The organism is Paralcaligenes ureilyticus (assembly GCF_004346225.1).
GTDB lineage: Bacteria > Pseudomonadota > Gammaproteobacteria > Burkholderiales > Burkholderiaceae_B > Paralcaligenes > Paralcaligenes ureilyticus.
The window spans coordinates 102,797-118,769 of the sequence record NZ_SMAJ01000009.1; the positions used below are offsets into that span (position 1 = coordinate 102,797).

Below are 15,973 nucleotides of genomic sequence, written 5' to 3' on the forward strand. Positions count from 1 at the left end.
GTCAGATCGTTTCGTTGAATAGTTCCCGGCCGATCAGCATGCGGCGGATTTCGCTGGTTCCCGCGCCGATTTCGTACAGCTTGGCGTCGCGCCAGAAGCGCCCGGTGGGGTAGTCGTTGATATAGCCGTTGCCGCCCAGAATCTGGATGCCTTCGCCGGCCATCCAGGTGGCCTTTTCGGCACAGTACAGAATGACCGCGGCGCAGTCCTTGCGCACTTCCCGGCTATGCCCGCCGCCCAGGCGATCCAGATGTTTGCCCACGGCATAACAAAAGGCGCGGCTGGCCTGCAGGGTGGTGTATAAATCGGCCACTTTGCCCTGAATCAGCTGGAATTCGCCGATTGCCTGACCGAATTGCTTGCGGTCGTGAATGTAGGGCACGACCACATCCATGACGGCTTGCATGATGCCCAGTGGCCCGCCCGCCAGCACGGCGCGCTCGTAGTCCAGGCCGCTCATCAATACCTTCGCCCCGCCATTTAGCTGGCCCAGTATGTTTTCCTGAGGGACTTCGCAGTCTTCAAACACCAGCTCGCCGGTATGGCTGCCGCGCATGCCCAGCTTGTCGAGCTTTTGCGCCACCGAAAAACCCTTGAACTGCTTTTCCACGATAAATGCCGTAATGCCGCGTTGGTGGGCCGCCGGGTCGGTTTTGGCATAGACCACCAGCGTATCGGCGTCCGGGCCGTTGGTAATCCACATTTTGCTGCCGTTGAGCACATAGCGGTCGCCCTTTTTGTCGGCGCGCAGCTTCATGCTGATGACGTCGGACCCGGCCCCGGGCTCGCTCATGGCCAGCGCGCCGACGTGCTCGCCCGAGAGCAGTTTGGGCAGGTACTTTTGCTTTTGCGCTTCGGTGCCATTGCGGTGCAGCTGGTTGACGCACAGATTGGAGTGGGCGCCGTAGGACAAGGCAATCGAGGCGCTGGCGCGCGAAATTTCTTCCATGACGATCATGTGCGCCAGATAACCCATGTTGGCCCCGCCGTACGCTTCGGCTACCGTCATGCCCAGCAGGCCCAGATCGCCGAACTTGCGCCACAGATCCATGGGGAACTGGTCGCTGCGGTCAGCGTGCTCGGCGCGCGGTGCGATCTCGGCTTGTGCAAACGTGCGCACCGCATCGCGCAACATGTCCAGGTCTTGTCCCAGGTCGAAATTCAGGCCAGGAAGATTCATGCTCGTCTCCGGTATCGTGTAGCGGCACCCCTTGTGGGTGCCACCTTTGGATCGTTAATCAAATTATGCACGCTTCGGCTGCCGGCTTGCTCGGCGCCACCACAAATACTATATATTACGTTTACGTAAACGTAAAGTACCCAGGGTTTACCTTTGTGCCGAAGACGGCTCGGACTGGCGTTGGGCCAGTAGTGCTTCGCAGCTTTCTTGTTGCTGCCGGATTTCGGCCAGAGTTTCTTCCAGATCGGCGCGTTGCCGCTCCAGCACCTGTCGGTGACGCGTCAGCAGGCCATGATAGTGGCGTAATTGGGCGGTGGTATCGCCCGGGCTGTCGTACATATCGATCAGGCTGCGGATTTCGGCCAGTGGTAGGCCCAGGCGTTTGCCGCGCAGCGCCAGTTTCAGGCGTGTCCGGTCGCGTGGTTGGTAGACCCGGTTGCGTCCCTCGCGGCCCGGACTGACGATGCCCTGGTCTTCGTAGAATCGGATGGTGCGCGGCGTAATTGAAAATTCGTGCGCGAGTTCGGAGATGGTCCAGGTAGGAGAGGGCATGATGGTACTGGCCGTTTACGTTAACGTAAACTATGATGCCATAATCTGAACCATAAGCCCACATGGTTAAAACACGTATGAGTAACGCACGGAGACGTTGATGAACCCAAACGAACAGAAGCTTGATTACCCGTGGGGCGACGAGCTGCCCGCGCCGGGTGCGGCCCGCATGGTGGCCGACGGAGTGCGCTGGATACGCATGCCTCTGCCGTTCGCGCTCGACCATATCAACCTTTGGCTGCTGCGCGACGAAATCGACGGCCGCCAGGGGTGGACGATCGTGGATTGCGGCGTATCGCGCGACGAGGTCAAGGACCTGTGGGAGCAGGTGTTTGAAAATGCGCTGGGCGGCCTGCCTGTTTTGCGCGTGCTGGTCACGCATATGCACCCCGATCATGTGGGCCTGGCTTACTGGTTGTGCAATCGCTGGCAAGCGCCTTTATGGATGACGATGACCGATTATTCCGTGGCGCGTTTGTGGTCGCGTCCGGCCCTTAGCGACTCTCATGGCGCCGGCGCGGGTGGCCAGGGGGCGGTCGAGCATTTCACGCGCCATGGTTTGGCCGACCCGGAGATCCAGAAAAAAATCCGCGAGCGGGCCAATTATTACCCCGGCCTGGTGCCCGACGTGCCCGCGCGCTTTCACCGGATCATGGATGGTGATCGTATCGCGATAGGCGGCCGGGACTGGCGTGTGATCGTGGGGTATGGGCACGCGCCGGAACATGCCTCTTTGTACTGCGATACGCTCAATGTGCTGATTTCGGGCGATATGGTGTTGCCGCGCATCTCCACCAACATTAGCGTGTTCGATTACGAACCCGACGCCAACCCCCTGCCTTTGTATCTCGACTCGTTGCGCCGCTACGATAGCTTGCCCGAGGATACGCTGGTGCTGCCGTCGCACGGACGCCCCTTCAAGGGCTTGCATGAACGGGTGGCGCAACAGCTGGCGCACCATGCCGAACGGCTGGCCGAGGTGCTTGCCGCCTGCCGCACGCCCCTAAGCGCCGCCGATGTGTTGCCGTTCATGTTCAAGCGCGTGCTGGATTCGCATCAGCTGACTTTTGCAATGGGCGAGGCCTTGGCGCATCTGCATGCCTTGTATTTCGAAGGCAAGCTTGCGCGTGAGACCGGCGCCGATGGCGTGATTCGCTTCAGCGTGAAGCCCTCGCTAGCGGCTGCTTAGCACGAGCTTTAGCGCCAGGCCTATAAATACGACGGCGGCAAATCGATTGAGCACGCGCTGGGCCCTGGCCGAGTTTTGTATGTGGTCGCCGAAAGCGCCTGAGAAGAAGGCAATGCAGCCGAATACGATCAGGGCCGCCAGGATGAATAGTGCGCCCAACTGCAAGGTCTGCAGCGCGACCGAGCCGCGCGCGGGCGAGGTGAACTGCGGTAAGAAGGCCAGAAAGAACAACGATACTTTCGGGTTGGTCAGGTTCATGATGATGCCGCGGCGGTATAGCGTGCCGTTCGATAATCGCGGAATTTTCCGGTGCGAGGCCAGGTGGCCGCGGGTGCGCAACGCGCCCCAGGCAAGATACACCAGGTAGGCGGCGCCCAGCAGTTTGAGCACGGTGAATGCGGCTTCGGACGCCGCAAAAAGCGCGGCCAGGCCGACGGCGACGGCGACGGTGTGGCCGATCAGTCCGGTGCACAAGCCCAACACCACCAGCATGCCCGAGGTGCGCCCCCACATGGCCGACTGCATCAGCACGAACAGATTGTCGGGGCCCGGCGCCAGGGCCAGAAGCAGTGCAATGCCAAAAAACGAAAGCGCGATATCAATGGTCAGCATGATTGTGCAAGCCGCAAGGCCGGGCAGGCAGGAGGGTTATAAAATGTATGTTAGCTTTAGCAGTTCGCATTATTCACCAGACTACAAACCATGACCCATACTCCTACCCCCACGCATTTGGATACCTTGTTGCAGCATACGGGCATCGCCGAGTTTAATCCCAAAACCGGTGCGGCTCCGGTTGCCGTACCGTCGGTGCGCACCAGCACCGTGCGCTTTGCCTCGCTCGCGGCGCTCGATGAGGCGCAAGCCGGCAAGGCCCGCGGTGAGCGCGTTGTGACCTATGGCCGGGTCGGCATGGATACGCATGCCGCGCTGGAGCAGGTGTTTTGCGATCTGGAAGGAGCGGATCGCGCTTTTCTGGCGCCTTCCGGCCTGGCGGCCATAACGCTGACATTGCTGGCGCTGGTCAATAGCGGCGACCATATGCTGGTGGCCGATTGTGTCTATGGGCCGGTGCGTCATCTGGACAACACGGTTTTGCAGCGCATGGGCATAGAAACGACCTACTGTCGCGCCACGCCCCAAGCCTTGGCCGAGCAACTCAAGCCCACTACTCGTGTGCTCTATGTCGAATCACCCGGCTCGCTCCTGTTTGAAATGCTTGACATCCCTGCGCTGGCCGATTTCGCCAAGGCGCATGGCTTGATTCTGGTGACCGACAATACCTGGGGTTCGGGCTATATTTATCGCCCTCTGGATCTGGGCGCTCACGTGTCGGTGGTGGCCGGCACCAAATACGTGGGTGGTCATTCCGACTTGATGCTGGGGGCGGTCATGGCCCGCGATCCGGCCCTCGTGCGGCGCATCAACGATACTCACTATGCCATGGGGTATTCCATCAGCGCCGATGACGCCTGGCTGGCCTTGCGGGGAGTGCGGACCTTGCCGATACGCATGCGCGAGCATGCGGCGCATGCCTTGCGGATCTGCGAATTTCTGCAGGGCCGCGCCGAAGTCGGGCGAATTTACCATCCCGCCCTGGCGTCCGATCCGGGCCACGCGATCTGGGCGCGCGATTGCACCGGTTCAAACGGCATGATGGCCGTGGAGTTAAAGCTGGACAAACCCGCCGCCCGGCGCTTTGTCGATGCGCTGAAGTTATTCAGCATCGGATTTTCCTGGGGCGGCTTCGAAAGCCTGGTGCAATCGGTCAATACCGAGGTACTGGCTTCGCACGGCTATTGGCGGCACAGCGATCACGCGCTGGTGCGCCTGCATATCGGCCTGGAGTCGCCCGACGACCTCATGGTCGATCTGGCGCAAGCGCTGGCCGCTGCGCGTGCCTGAATGGTTGCGTGAATTTGTAGCGGAAGGCCTGCATGAATTTGTCGCGACAGGCCTGTAGCGACAGGCCTTGTGCCTGTCATCGACGCAAGATACGGTCTCTGTTGCCAACGATTTTGGCAGCCACAAGGGCTGCCGCTACAAAGACGTATCGTCGCTTATTTCTTGTTGACTAGCTCAACCAGCTTCTGCGCTTCTTTTATCGTGCCCTCGTAGCTTTGCGTCATGGACGGCGAGGTCACGTATTTGCCATCCACCGAAATGCTGGGGGTGCCTTCGATCTGGTAGCTCTTGGCCTGCTCGTTGGCTCGCGTGACCTTGGACTGGACGCCGAAGGATGTAAAGACCGCTGTGAATTTGGCGCGGTCCAGGCCTTGGCTGACGGCCCAGTCGGTAATAGCCTTTTGATCGTAAATGGGCTTATGTTCTTCGTGTATGGCTTTGAACACGGCGGGGTGCAGATCCAGCCTGTCCATGGCTTCGAGCGTGTAGTACAGCTTTTGCAGATCGGCCATGCTGGCGTTGAACGCCACCGGAACCGAACGGAAAACGACGTTGGGCGGAAGCGTCTTGACCCATTTCTCGACCATGGGCTCGATGGCGGCGCAGTGCGGGCAGGTATAGGCAAAAAATTCCAGCACTTCGATTTTCCCCGGGGTATCCGAGGGCTGCGCCTGGTCGAGGGTGGCGTATTGGCCTTGAGCGTCGGCGGCTTGGCTGATGGGGGCGAAGAGCACGCCCGAGCCTATTGTGATGACGGCTATTGCACGTAGAAAAAGGTTTTTTAGCGACATGGTTTCGTAGTCCAGAACAAATCAAGAAAATAAGACAGTCAATGCGCCGACAAGTTCAGCGTAGGTGCAACGATAGACCAAGCGTGAAGCGGCAACAAGTTCGCGTAAATTTCGCCGGTCCCCGTTTACTGGCGCATGACGGACGAAGCGATTTTTTCTTCACCCAGCCGCGCGCGCGATCGGTTCATCTCATCGATGCCTTTAAAAGGGCCCACCCGAACGCGATTGATGGTCGAACCATTAACCTGGGCTTTTTGTACTTCAGCCGGCAGGCCCATAAGCAGGATTTGCGCCTTGATCGCCTCGGCGTCTTTATTGGAGCGGAAGGCACCGGCCTGTAAGAAATAAATGGTCTGCGTATTGGCTGGGGCAGGTGTTTTTGTTGCCGCGGCGGCTTTGGGCGCCGGCTTTGCTTCGGGCGCCGGCTTGGTATCGTGCGGCGTTGCGTGGCTGCCCGTTGCCGCCGGTGCGGCGGCGGGCTTGGCGGGCGCCTTGCTGTCGTCGGTCAGGGTCGCGATCAGCTTGCTGAGATTGTCGCCCTTTGGAGACTCGGCGGCTTTGCCGGCTGCGGGCGGCGTTTGAGCGTTTGTGGCCGATGCCTGCCCGGATGCCGGCGCGGGCGCGGTGTTGACCGGTCCGGTTGGGGCAACGCCTGCGGCCCCGTCCTTGCCATACAGGCCCAGATTGGGGTCGGGAGCATCCTTGACCTCGGGCAGCAAGGTTTTTGCCGGATCGCGGCTTGCATGATCGACAAAGGGCATTGGTGCGCGGGCCACGAAAACCGCGACGACCGCGGCCAGGGCAAGGCCGATGATAAGGCCGGTAAGCACCGCGAACAGGGTGCTGCCGCCCGATTTGGAGCCCGATGAGTTGCGATTATTTCGTGCCATAAGACCGGATTACATCCTTTCGGGGGCGGACACCCCAAGTAGCGCCAGGCCGCTTGCGATCACTTGGCGAGTTGCCTGGGCCAGGCGCAAGCGCGCCAGTTTGAGCGCGTCGTCGTCGACCAGTACCCGTTCGGCGTTGTACCAGGCGTGGAAATCGGCGGCACAATCACGCAACCAAAAAGCAATGTGATGCGGCGCCAGTTCCTGAGTGGCCAGGGCCACCGTGTCGGGGTATTCGGCCAGGCGCTGCATCAAGGCGAATTCGCTGGGAGCCGTAAGCACGCTGGGGTCGGCGCCGGCCGCTTGCGTCAGCAGGTTGGCGGAGGACTTCAGGATCGAGCAGATGCGCGCGTGTGCATACTGAATATAGTAAACCGGATTTTCTTCGTTCTTGGACAATGCCAGGTCGATATCGAAAATGAATTCGGAGTCGGCGCGGCGCTGTATGAGGAAGAACCGGACAGCGTCCTGCCCGACCCAGTCGATCAGGTCGCGCATGGTGACGTAGCTGCCGGCCCGTTTGGAGATTTTTACTTCGGCGCCGTTGCGCACGACCCTGACCATCTTATGCAATATATAGGCGGGATAATCTTTGGGGATGCCCAGATTCAGGCCCTGCAGGCCGGCCCGTACGCGCGCGACCGTGCCATGATGGTCGCTGCCCTGAATATTGATCGCATGGTGAAAGCCGCGCTCCCATTTGGCGACGTGGTAGGCCACGTCTGGCACAAAATAGGTATAGCCGCCTTCGGACTTGCGCATCACGCGGTCCTTGTCGTCGCCCGTGCCCAGATCGGTGGTGCGCAGCCACAGCGCGCCTTCGTGTTCATAAGTGTGGCCGGCAGCGATGAGCGCCCGCACCGTGCCTTCGACCCTGCCGCTGGTATAGAGCGAACTCTCGAGATAGTAGTTGTCGAATTGCAGGCTGAACGCCTGCAGGTCCAGATCCTGTTCGCGGCGCAGGTATGCCACGGCAAAGTGGCGTATGTCGTCGAGACTGTCGATGTTGCCGCTGGCCGTCACCGATTTGCCGTCGGCCGCCTGCACTGTGGCGCGGGCCAGGAAGTCGTGGGCGATGTCGACGATGTAGTCGCCCTTATAGCCTTCGGCCGGGAATTGGTCCGATTCCGGGCTTATGCCCCGCGCCCGCGCCTGGACGCTGATGGCCAGGTTTTCGATTTGATTGCCGGCGTCGTTGTAATAGAACTCGCGGGTGACGTCAAAGCCCCGCGCGGCAAACAGCCGGCAAAGCGAATCGCCCAGGGCCGCCTGGCGGGCGTGCCCGACGTGCAAGGGGCCGGTGGGGTTGGCCGAGACGAATTCGACAAGAACCTTTTCGCCTGAAGGCGCAAGCGTTCCGTACTGGTCGCCTTGCGCGGAAATCTGGCCAATAACGGCCTGGCGCGCGGCGTGGCTCAGGCGGAAATTGATAAAGCCCGGGCCGGCAACTTCGGCCGAAGCGACGAGGGCCTGTGCATTGCCGGCCAGTGCATCGACGATTTGTTGCGCGAGTTCGCGCGGATTGCGCTTGGCAGGTTTGGCGATTTGCATGGCCACATTGCTGGCGATGTCGCCATGGGCGGCCACTTTGGGGCGCTCGAGCAGAATCTTGGGCGATGCCCCGGGGACCAGCCGGGCTACGGCGGCCTGAATCAATGAAATAAGTTGTTTTTGTTGCTCTGGGAGCATAAGGCGTCGTTTTTGGCAAAGCTGGAAAGACGTAAATGATAGCGTGATTTGCCTTGCACTGCCTTGTATGGCGTGCCTAAACGGGAAGGGGCTGCCAGCCCAGTTCGTTTCGCAGCCATTGCGCATAGCCCCGCATGTCCACGGTGCCAACCTCAGCCGTTAGTGTGATGCGCCAGTTGGCAATGCGTTGTATGAGCTCTTCCGTTGTGTTGCGTTGCAAACTGCCCAATTGAGGATGATCGTCCTGGTTGGGCCAGCGGGCCGAGCCGTCCTGGCCGTCGACGCGCCGGTCGCCGTCCTGCACTGATCGGGCCAGCGCCGAGCGCTGGTCGTGCAGGATCGGCGCGGTGACTTCCCGATCGGACAAGGGTGCGGTGTCGAAACGCAGGGAGGCGGCTCGCGCCTGCCACAGCATCCAGTTAAGCGCCACGTCGGACAGGTCGCCGCGCGAATTGGGCTGGCCCGCGTCGTCGACGTCCACGCCGCCGCCTATGTCGGCGTGGGCCCCGATAAACGGCGCCTCGACGGTATTGCCTCCGGGGCCGCCCGCGGCTGAGACCAGCGGATACAGCCAGCGCCGCTCCTGGAGGGCCACGGCATGAGCCACCCAGCCCCAGGCTGAGGCGATGCTCAGGTCGTATTGGGTATTGTCGATGCCGGCTAGGCCAAACTGGGCGACCGTATCGAATAAACCCATGAACCTGAGGTCGACGCAGGCGGTCACCAAGCCGCGAGTGCCATCTGTGTACGAGAAAAAACCTTGATCAATATGCTGATTGAGCAGGTTTCCGAAATGCCGCGCCAGGGCCGCGCCGCGCGAGTACCCGAGGATGTCGATGGGAATGACGTCGCGGCCGGCGCCATCCAGGGCGTCAAGCAGCGACTGCCATTGTGCGTCGATGATCGCCGGTGCGGAGTACGCGGTGACGGCGTCCCAGTCGAGATGGGAGGAGTTGCCCGGACCATTCTGGTAGAAAACCGGGCCGTCCTGATACCATTGGCTCATTTTCCAGATATTGGTTTGTGACACGGGACTGTTGCGGGTGCCGTCGAAGGCAAATAACAGCAGGCCCAGCGGATCGATGTAACGTTTGGCTTGTTGATTGGCATAGCCCAGCGCCTGGTTTGCGGGGATGGGGCCCAGCGGATCGGGTTCCAGGTATTGGCCCAGGTCGGGCAGGTAAGTGCGCAAATGATTGTCGTGCCATCCGGTGCTGCGATCCGCGATCTGGCCAGGCAGCCGCAAGTCGAGCGTCAGGTCGCCGGCGATTTGCGTCGCCGCCCCCATTGGGCTGTAGGTGGCGAGCCAGCGTATTTTGCGTTGTGCATCGGTGACTATTCGCGGCGCACCCAGCAGGTCGGAGTGCACTGAATACAGTGTCCCCGGCGATGTTGCCTGCCCCGTGTTTGCCGCCGGGTAATCGATAAAGCCCACCGGCGTAAGCCCGGCATAAATATAGCGGCGGGTAATGTTCGGTTGGGCCGTAGGCTGCGGGCCTGGCGCCTCCGCCTGCGGGGCTTGCGATTCAGCCACCAACTGGTTGTTCAGATAGAAATAGTCGGTGCGTACTCCGGCCGATATTTTGGCAATGCGCTGGCCGAAGGCATTGTGGCGATAGGCGTCCGGCGCGTGGCCTGGGCGGCTCGCGTTTGTGAGGCGGCGGTTGGGGCCGTATTCCAGTGCGTATTCCTGATAGCGTGTGGGCAGCCCGCTTGCGTCGCGTTCGACGATAGGCTTGACGGTGTGCGCTGCCAGCCGGCGCGCTGCCAGTGCGCCGTCGTTGTGCCACGCGTACCATTGGGTGGATCCGGCCTGCGGTTGTTGCGCGCCTATGAGGCGCGACTGGCGGTCGTAGGCGTAATTCCAGGTCTCGACATGGTTTTGCGAGGGCACACGATGCCGTTCTTGCTGTACCAGGCCGTGCGGGCCATAGTCCTGATGCTGGGCCCATACCAGCTTGCCTTCGTGGTGCAGGATCAGGTCGCTTGCCTGCCGGTTGGAGAGCCGCGTTTGCAACTGCAGGCCGTTGCCGTACTGGTAACCCGCCTGAGACGCTGTGCTTTGGATGACAGCGTGGGCGCGGCCTTGCGCGTCGTGCCAGGTGATTGCCCGCAATCGCCCGTGCTTGTCCCATTGGTAGTGCAGGGCGCCGCCTTCGGGCAACCGATGCCTGATCAGGCGGTTGTCGTTATCGTAGCGGAACTGCTCGGTGTAGCGTAGGGCGTCGTTGCCCAGGGAGGCGCGGGGGCGCTCGATGCGGCGCTGGATCAGGCGATTTTTGGCATCGTAGCGGCGGGTTTCGTTTTCGTGCGGATGACGGATGCGCGCGAGCAGCGGCCCGCGCCAGCCAAGCACGGTTTCCCGCTTTTCGCGGGCGTTTTGTTCAATGAGTTGCACGGGTCGCCCGGCCGCGTCGTAGCGATAGCGCCAGCGGTCGCCATTGGCGAAGCTGCGTTCCGCGGGGCGTAGCCGTGCGTCGAACTGTGTGCGTTCGGTGCCGGTCAGGGTGCTGCTCCATGAGCTTCGGGTAGCCTGCGCCTGATAATGCAATATCAGGCCGGGCCATCCCCCTGATGGGTCGCTGATGCTTTCGATAGCGCCCGCTGCGCTTCGGGAGAGGCCGATGCCATTGATATGCGTCAGACGCCCTTGGTCGTCGTAGCGGGCCAGGCTGCCCGGCGCCGCGCAGCCCGGGCATGGAGCGCCGCTGACCCGGGTCAGGACGTGGCGCCCGCCCTTGAGTGCCGTATGAAAAGTTGTTTTCTCGCCCGCCGCGTTGGTTACTACCGTGGAGCCTTCAGATCGCAGGCTGGGGGTTTTCAGGTAGCGTAGCGTGAGCCGGCCGGCCTGTTCTTGCGGGCCGCCCAGGATCGACAGCGTGGCGCGGCCGCTTATGTCGTACGCCCAGGTATTGCTGCGTTTTTGGTGTTCGCCGTTGGCCGATACGGTTTCGATGCCGGTTAAATGATAGGGGTTGCCCGCTTGCATTAAGGGCTCGTACAGGTAACGGCGCCGCATGCCGTCGGGCCGTATCACCTGGTTCAGGCGCCAGGGGCCGGTCGCTTCGCCGGATGGCGTGGTTACAGGTTGGTAGGTATAGCGGAATGCCCCAAGCGGGGTATCGACGCGGCTTAGGTAGGCCCGCCCGCCGATGATCTGGTAGGAGAAGTCGATCGTGGGGCCCGAGTGGGACGATAGCCGCGAAATGGCGCCAAACTCGGGGCCGGGGGTGCTTTGGCGCTGGATGGCCAGGGCCTGCCCCCCTGCAAAGTCGATGCGAATGAGCCGGCCGTGCCGGTCGTAGCGGTTTTTCTGGCCGTTGGGCCATGTCCATATCCACTGCTGTTCGTGTGCGTCGATACGGCCGGCGTGCCCGGCATGTTCGCCCGTGCGCGCAAAGCTGATGCGGCTGCCGTCCGCCTGCACGATTTGCAGGCGCCCGCCGGCGTGAAATAGGCGGGTGTCGTAAGACAAGGCCCAGCCGGGGCCCAGCACCGAGTGGCGGCGGTCGAGCGAGTTGTAATGCCGACGCAGTTCCAGTTCGGGGGCGTGCGGGGCGGCGGGCAGGTCGAGTTCTTGCTGGTATTTGTTGCCGGTGACCAGATGAATGGGGTTGCCTGCGCCAAGATTCAGGTTGGGTTCGGGGTTGACGGCAAGCGTAGCCAGGCCGCCCTGGGCGCAGGGCTGGCCCAGGAGCGAGGGATTGCAGCTTAGGTCCGCCGCGACTGCCGTGCCAGCGTGTAAGGCCAGTAGCCATGCCAGCGCCCTCAAGTGCCGTGTCATAATGCGCTTCGCGAAATGGGAAAGCACTTATTTTGCCGCTTGGCAGGGCGTGCAAGATAAGGTAGTGTATCTATGTGTCTATTGAGGGAAACCGAAGCATGCTAGTTGTCTTTCATTCCAAAGCCGCGGCCGAAGTTCTGATGTTCGAAAAACATGCGCTTCCCATTCTGATTGCGGCGGGCAAGCCGTATACCGATACCTTGCCTACGCGTGGCGTTATTACCCGTGATCAGCTTGACGCTGCGATAGCGGGGATTGAGGGTGCGATTTCGAGCGATACGGATTCGGCATTTTCAGACGATAACGATGATTCGAAGGCGCACCCGATTTCGCAAGCCGTCAGTTTTCGCCGGCGTGCATGGCCGTTGCTGGCCATGCTGAGGTTGTCGCGTGACCAGCACGTCGATGTGTTGTGGGAGCCTGCGCCTACCAACTGGTGAGTAAAACAATGGCGCTCTGTAGCGCCACCCCTTGTGGGTGGCATTCGCTGCACGTGGCATTCTTTTTTTGTGTGTCACCCTATCTTGCTTAAAACCTTCTAGCCCCGCATCGTGGGCGGTTAAGGCGGATCGGGCTCTGACGGTCCCGGTCATGGCTGCGCCATGACTTCCCGCGCGCAGGACCGGCTTCGGGGCGGCGTGCGAACTCGTGGGGCGATCAGTCCACTGGACTGATCGCAAACGTCCCACTCGAACAGCGCACGCCTTGCCTCCCCGAAGCCGGCCCTGCGCGCGGCGTGCCCGAATCGCCCGCCCCACCTTGACCGCCCACGACGCTCGTGTGTTGGGTGTTTGTGGGATCGTCGATGAGTTTGATTGGCGTAATTATCAATTTTTGTAGCGACAGGTAGGTTTTTGTAGCGGCACCCCTTGTGGGTGCCATCTTCCCCTATAAACAAATCGCACCCTTACGCCAACAAACTTCCGCCCCTCGACAAACAATCCCGACAAACATTCCGTCATCCGCTGATAACCAACCCTTGCGTCGCATCCAGCCAACCCCCTTCCCCAATCAACGAATTCCCGCCCGCATAAACGACTGGACGAATTGCCGCTGGAACAGCAGGAACGCAATCAGCAATGGCGCCGCGCTAAGCAGGGTTGCCGCGGTAATGACGGACCAGTCGATGCCTTGATCGGAAGAGGCAAACACCTGTAGGCCCACCGTTATGGGTCGCGTGTTTACTGATTTGGTAATGATCAACGGCCACAAAAAATTATTCCAGTGATAGCTGATCGATACCAGCCCATAGGCGATATAAACCGGTTTTGCCAGCGGCACGTATATGCGCATCAGGATCTGCCAGCGATTGGCGCCTTCGACACGTGCCGCGTCTTCCAGCTCGCGCGGGATGGTCTTGAACGTTTGCCTTAGCAGGAAGATGCCGAACGCCGAGGCGAAGTAGGGCAGGCCGATGGCAAAAATGGTGTCGTTCACGCCCAGCCAGCTCATCGTGCGGTAGTTCTCGACGATGAGTACATCCGGCATGATCATGAGCTGCAGCAGCACCAGCATGAACATGACATCCCGCCCCTTGAATTCGAAGCGTGCAAAAGCGTAGGCCGCCATGGTGGACAATATGAATTGGGCTACCAGCACCATGGTGACCAGCAGGAATGTGTTCAGGAAATAACGTGCAAACGGCGCGGCGTGCCACGCCGCCGCGAAATTGGCCAGCGTCAGCGGCGCGGTCAGGTCGAAATGCGTGGAATAGGCCGACGGGTGAAACGCCGCCCATAGTGTATAGGCCAGCGGCAAGAACCACAGCAGGCCCAGCAGCCAGGCGCCCAGGGTATCGAGCAGGTTCGTTTTCATTGGTAATGCGTCTTGCGGTCAAGCCGGCGAAAGCTTGCCAGGGCCGTCAAGGCCAGAACCGCCAGCAGGACAACGGTCAGGGTCGCCGCGTATGATGTGTCCCAGAATTGGAAGCCGACCTGGTAGATGTAAAAAAGCAGCAAGGTGCTGGCGTTGTCCGGCCCTCCGTTAGTCATGACGACGATCTGGTCGACCACGCGAAACGCGTTGATCAGGGCGTTGATCAGCACGAACACGGTGGTGGGCATCAGCAAGGGCAGCAGCACGCGCCAGAAATACTGCCAGCGCGACGCCCCTTCGAGCAGCGCCGCTTCGCGCACCGAGGGTGAAATCTGCTGTAGCGCCGCCAGATAAAAAATCATGAAAAACCCGGCTTCCTTCCAGACGGTGACCGCCATCACCGCCGGCAATGCGGTCCTGCGCGAGCCCAGCCAGTTCATGGAAGGCAAACCCAGGAAATGCCCGATCTGCGCCAGCAAGCCATACTGCGGGGTATAGAAAAACAGCCATATATTGGCCACGGCAATCATGGGTAAAACGGTAGGCGTGAAATAGGCCAGACGCAAGAACCCCCGGCCGGTCAACTTGCGATTGACCCACAGCGCCATGACGAGCGCAATGACGATGGAAACCGGGATGGTGCCCAGCGCGAAATACAGGTTGTTCCACAGCGCCTGCCAAAACACCGGGTCGTTGACCATGGCGTTGTAATTGCTCAAGCCCACGAAATGCGACGGCCTGGCGCCCCTTGGCGTGGAAAAAAAACTATGCCACAGGGTAGACAGAGCCGGGTAATGCGTGAAGGCGATAAGCAGCACCATGGCTGGCAGCAATAGCAGCCAGCCATAGACGGCATTTAACGAAGCGCGGCGGTTCATGCCACTTTATTTATATGAACGCAATATGCGGTCGGCAGCATGCTGCGCGTCTTCCATGGCCTGCTTGGGCGTTTTGGCGTTGGTCACCACCGCTTGCAAATTGTCATTCAGCAGCTTGGTGACGCGCTGGTTTTCGTGTGTGGAGAATTCGGCGACGCTCACGGTAAGTTGATCGCGAGCCACCAGTGCCTGGGGCACCTGCTTGACATAAGCCTCCATTTTTTCTGTTTTCCAGGCGGGTTTCGTCACCGCGACGTAACCCGTGTCAATGCTCCATTGCGCCGCGTTTTCGGGGCTGGTCATCCACTTGGCGAATGTGAATGCGGCCTGCTGCTGCTCGGGTGTGCTGTCCTTGAAAATATAGAAATTACCGCCGCCGGTCGGGCTGCCCCCTTGTTGGGCCTTGGGCATGGGCGCTACGCCGAAATCGAACTTTGCGTTCTTGCGCACGTTGGTCAGATTGCCGGTAGTCGTCCACATGATGGCGGTTTTGCCAACCAGGAAGTCTTTGGGTGTGGTGCCCCAGTCTATCGTACCGGTGGGCATGACCTTGTATTTGTAGGCCAGATCACGCCAGAACTGCAGCGCCTGGATCACAGCCGGCTTGTCGAAATAAACCTCGTTGCCCGCCGAATTCATGAGTATGGCTTTATTGGGGGTAGTCAGCGCCTGGAACATCCAGTACGCATAGGCGCCGCCCGACGGAATCTCGAGCCCCCATTGCGTCACCTGGCCGTCGGCATTGCGTTTGGTCAGCTTTTTGGCATCGGCCACCAGTTCGTCCCAGGTGCCGGGTGGGTGGTTGGGATCCAGGCCCGCCTGCTTGAACATGTCCTTGTTGTAATACATGACAATGGTGGAGCGCTGGAAGGGGATCCCCCAGGTTTTACCGGCGGTGCGGCTGTTCTGCATGAAAGCGTCGTAGAAACTTCCCATCCATTTTTTATCGGCGTCGGTCTTCACGAAAGAGTCCACAGGAACAATCGCGTCCTGATCGATCAGCGTGAACATATCGGTGGACAGTAAAACCGCTACCTGCGGCGGGTTTCCGCCTTTTTGCGCCGTCAACGCCTTGGCCACGGCATCTTGATAGGAACCGGCATAAATCGCCTTGATCTTGATATCGGGATTGGCCTTTTCAAAGCGCGCGACGTCATTGTCGACGATCTTGGTGATCGGGCCGCCGACGGCCACGGGGTAATAAAACTCCAGTTCCACTGGTTTAGCTTCAGACCATGCCGGGAGCGTGCCCATTGCGCTTGCCAGACCGAGGGCCAGAGCTTTCAGAACGATGCGTCGCATA

The 15,973-nt window shown here is 60.5% G+C and carries 13 protein-coding genes; 3 read left to right on the forward strand and 10 right to left on the reverse strand.

Features of this window, described 5'->3' with window-relative positions; all coding sequences use genetic code 11:
- Position 1: 1 nt before the first annotated feature.
- Both EDC26_RS12820 and EDC26_RS12825 read right to left on the reverse strand, forming a co-directional pair.
- Complete coding sequence (locus EDC26_RS12820) at positions 2-1,180, reverse strand: isovaleryl-CoA dehydrogenase (RefSeq protein ID WP_132583195.1); 1,179 nt, start codon at positions 1,178-1,180, stop codon at positions 2-4.
- 147 nt (positions 1,181-1,327) lie between these two features.
- A complete protein-coding gene (locus tag EDC26_RS12825; protein ID WP_132583197.1) occupies positions 1,328-1,732 on the reverse strand; it encodes a MerR family transcriptional regulator in 405 nt (134 codons plus the stop codon).
- A 100-nt stretch (positions 1,733-1,832) separates the two neighbouring features.
- Between EDC26_RS12825 and EDC26_RS12830 the strand changes: the two genes are divergently transcribed.
- Positions 1,833-2,921 carry an MBL fold metallo-hydrolase gene (locus EDC26_RS12830; RefSeq protein ID WP_132583199.1) on the forward strand — a complete coding sequence of 363 codons (1,089 nt, stop codon included), beginning with the start codon at positions 1,833-1,835 and terminating at the stop codon, positions 2,919-2,921.
- On the opposite strand, the gene EDC26_RS12835 is transcribed toward EDC26_RS12830, so the two are convergent.
- On the reverse strand, positions 2,907-3,533 hold the full coding sequence (locus EDC26_RS12835) for a LysE family translocator (RefSeq protein WP_132583201.1): 627 nt from the start codon (positions 3,531-3,533) through the stop codon (positions 2,907-2,909). The two genes, EDC26_RS12830 and EDC26_RS12835, sit on opposite strands and share 15 nt — an antisense overlap.
- A gap of 90 nt (positions 3,534-3,623) precedes the next feature.
- On the opposite strand from EDC26_RS12835, the gene metC reads away from it, so the two are divergent.
- The gene (metC, locus tag EDC26_RS12840; protein ID WP_132583203.1) at positions 3,624-4,823 is read left to right on the forward strand and encodes a cystathionine beta-lyase; all 1,200 of its coding nucleotides are present in this window, start codon (positions 3,624-3,626) and stop codon (positions 4,821-4,823) included.
- A 155-nt stretch (positions 4,824-4,978) separates the two neighbouring features.
- On the opposite strand, the gene EDC26_RS12845 is transcribed toward metC, so the two are convergent.
- From EDC26_RS12845 to EDC26_RS12860, 4 genes are all read right to left on the reverse strand, one after another.
- Positions 4,979-5,614, reverse strand: coding sequence for a thiol:disulfide interchange protein DsbA/DsbL (locus tag EDC26_RS12845; protein WP_132583205.1), 636 nt, complete (start codon positions 5,612-5,614; stop codon positions 4,979-4,981).
- Between the two features lie 125 nt (positions 5,615-5,739).
- Positions 5,740-6,504, reverse strand: a complete 765-nt coding sequence (locus tag EDC26_RS12850; RefSeq protein WP_132583207.1) for an SPOR domain-containing protein — start codon at positions 6,502-6,504, stop codon at positions 5,740-5,742.
- Between the two features lie 9 nt (positions 6,505-6,513).
- Positions 6,514-8,193 carry an arginine--tRNA ligase gene (argS, locus tag EDC26_RS12855; protein WP_132583209.1) on the reverse strand — a complete coding sequence of 560 codons (1,680 nt, stop codon included), beginning with the start codon at positions 8,191-8,193 and terminating at the stop codon, positions 6,514-6,516.
- A 76-nt stretch (positions 8,194-8,269) separates the two neighbouring features.
- Positions 8,270-11,977, reverse strand: a complete 3,708-nt coding sequence (locus EDC26_RS12860) for a DUF6531 domain-containing protein (RefSeq protein WP_132583211.1) — start codon at positions 11,975-11,977, stop codon at positions 8,270-8,272.
- A 98-nt stretch (positions 11,978-12,075) separates the two neighbouring features.
- Here EDC26_RS12860 and EDC26_RS12865 point away from each other — a divergent pair, with 98 nt between their 5' ends.
- Positions 12,076-12,417: a DUF1840 domain-containing protein gene (locus EDC26_RS12865; RefSeq protein ID WP_132583213.1), complete on the forward strand. Its 342-nt coding sequence runs from the start codon at positions 12,076-12,078 to the stop codon at positions 12,415-12,417.
- Between the two features lie 571 nt (positions 12,418-12,988).
- Here EDC26_RS12865 and EDC26_RS12870 read toward each other — a convergent pair.
- The 3 genes from EDC26_RS12870 to EDC26_RS12880 are packed head-to-tail and all read right to left on the reverse strand — an operon-like array spanning position 12,989 to position 15,972.
- Positions 12,989-13,792, reverse strand: coding sequence for a carbohydrate ABC transporter permease (locus tag EDC26_RS12870; protein ID WP_132583215.1), 804 nt, complete (start codon positions 13,790-13,792; stop codon positions 12,989-12,991).
- Positions 13,789-14,670, reverse strand: a complete 882-nt coding sequence (locus EDC26_RS12875) for a carbohydrate ABC transporter permease (RefSeq protein WP_132583217.1) — start codon at positions 14,668-14,670, stop codon at positions 13,789-13,791. Before EDC26_RS12875 ends, EDC26_RS12870 begins: the two co-directional genes overlap by 4 nt.
- A 6-nt stretch (positions 14,671-14,676) precedes the next feature.
- Positions 14,677-15,972, reverse strand: a complete 1,296-nt coding sequence (locus tag EDC26_RS12880) for an ABC transporter substrate-binding protein (protein WP_132583219.1) — start codon at positions 15,970-15,972, stop codon at positions 14,677-14,679.
- Between the last annotated feature and the right edge of the window lies 1 nt (position 15,973).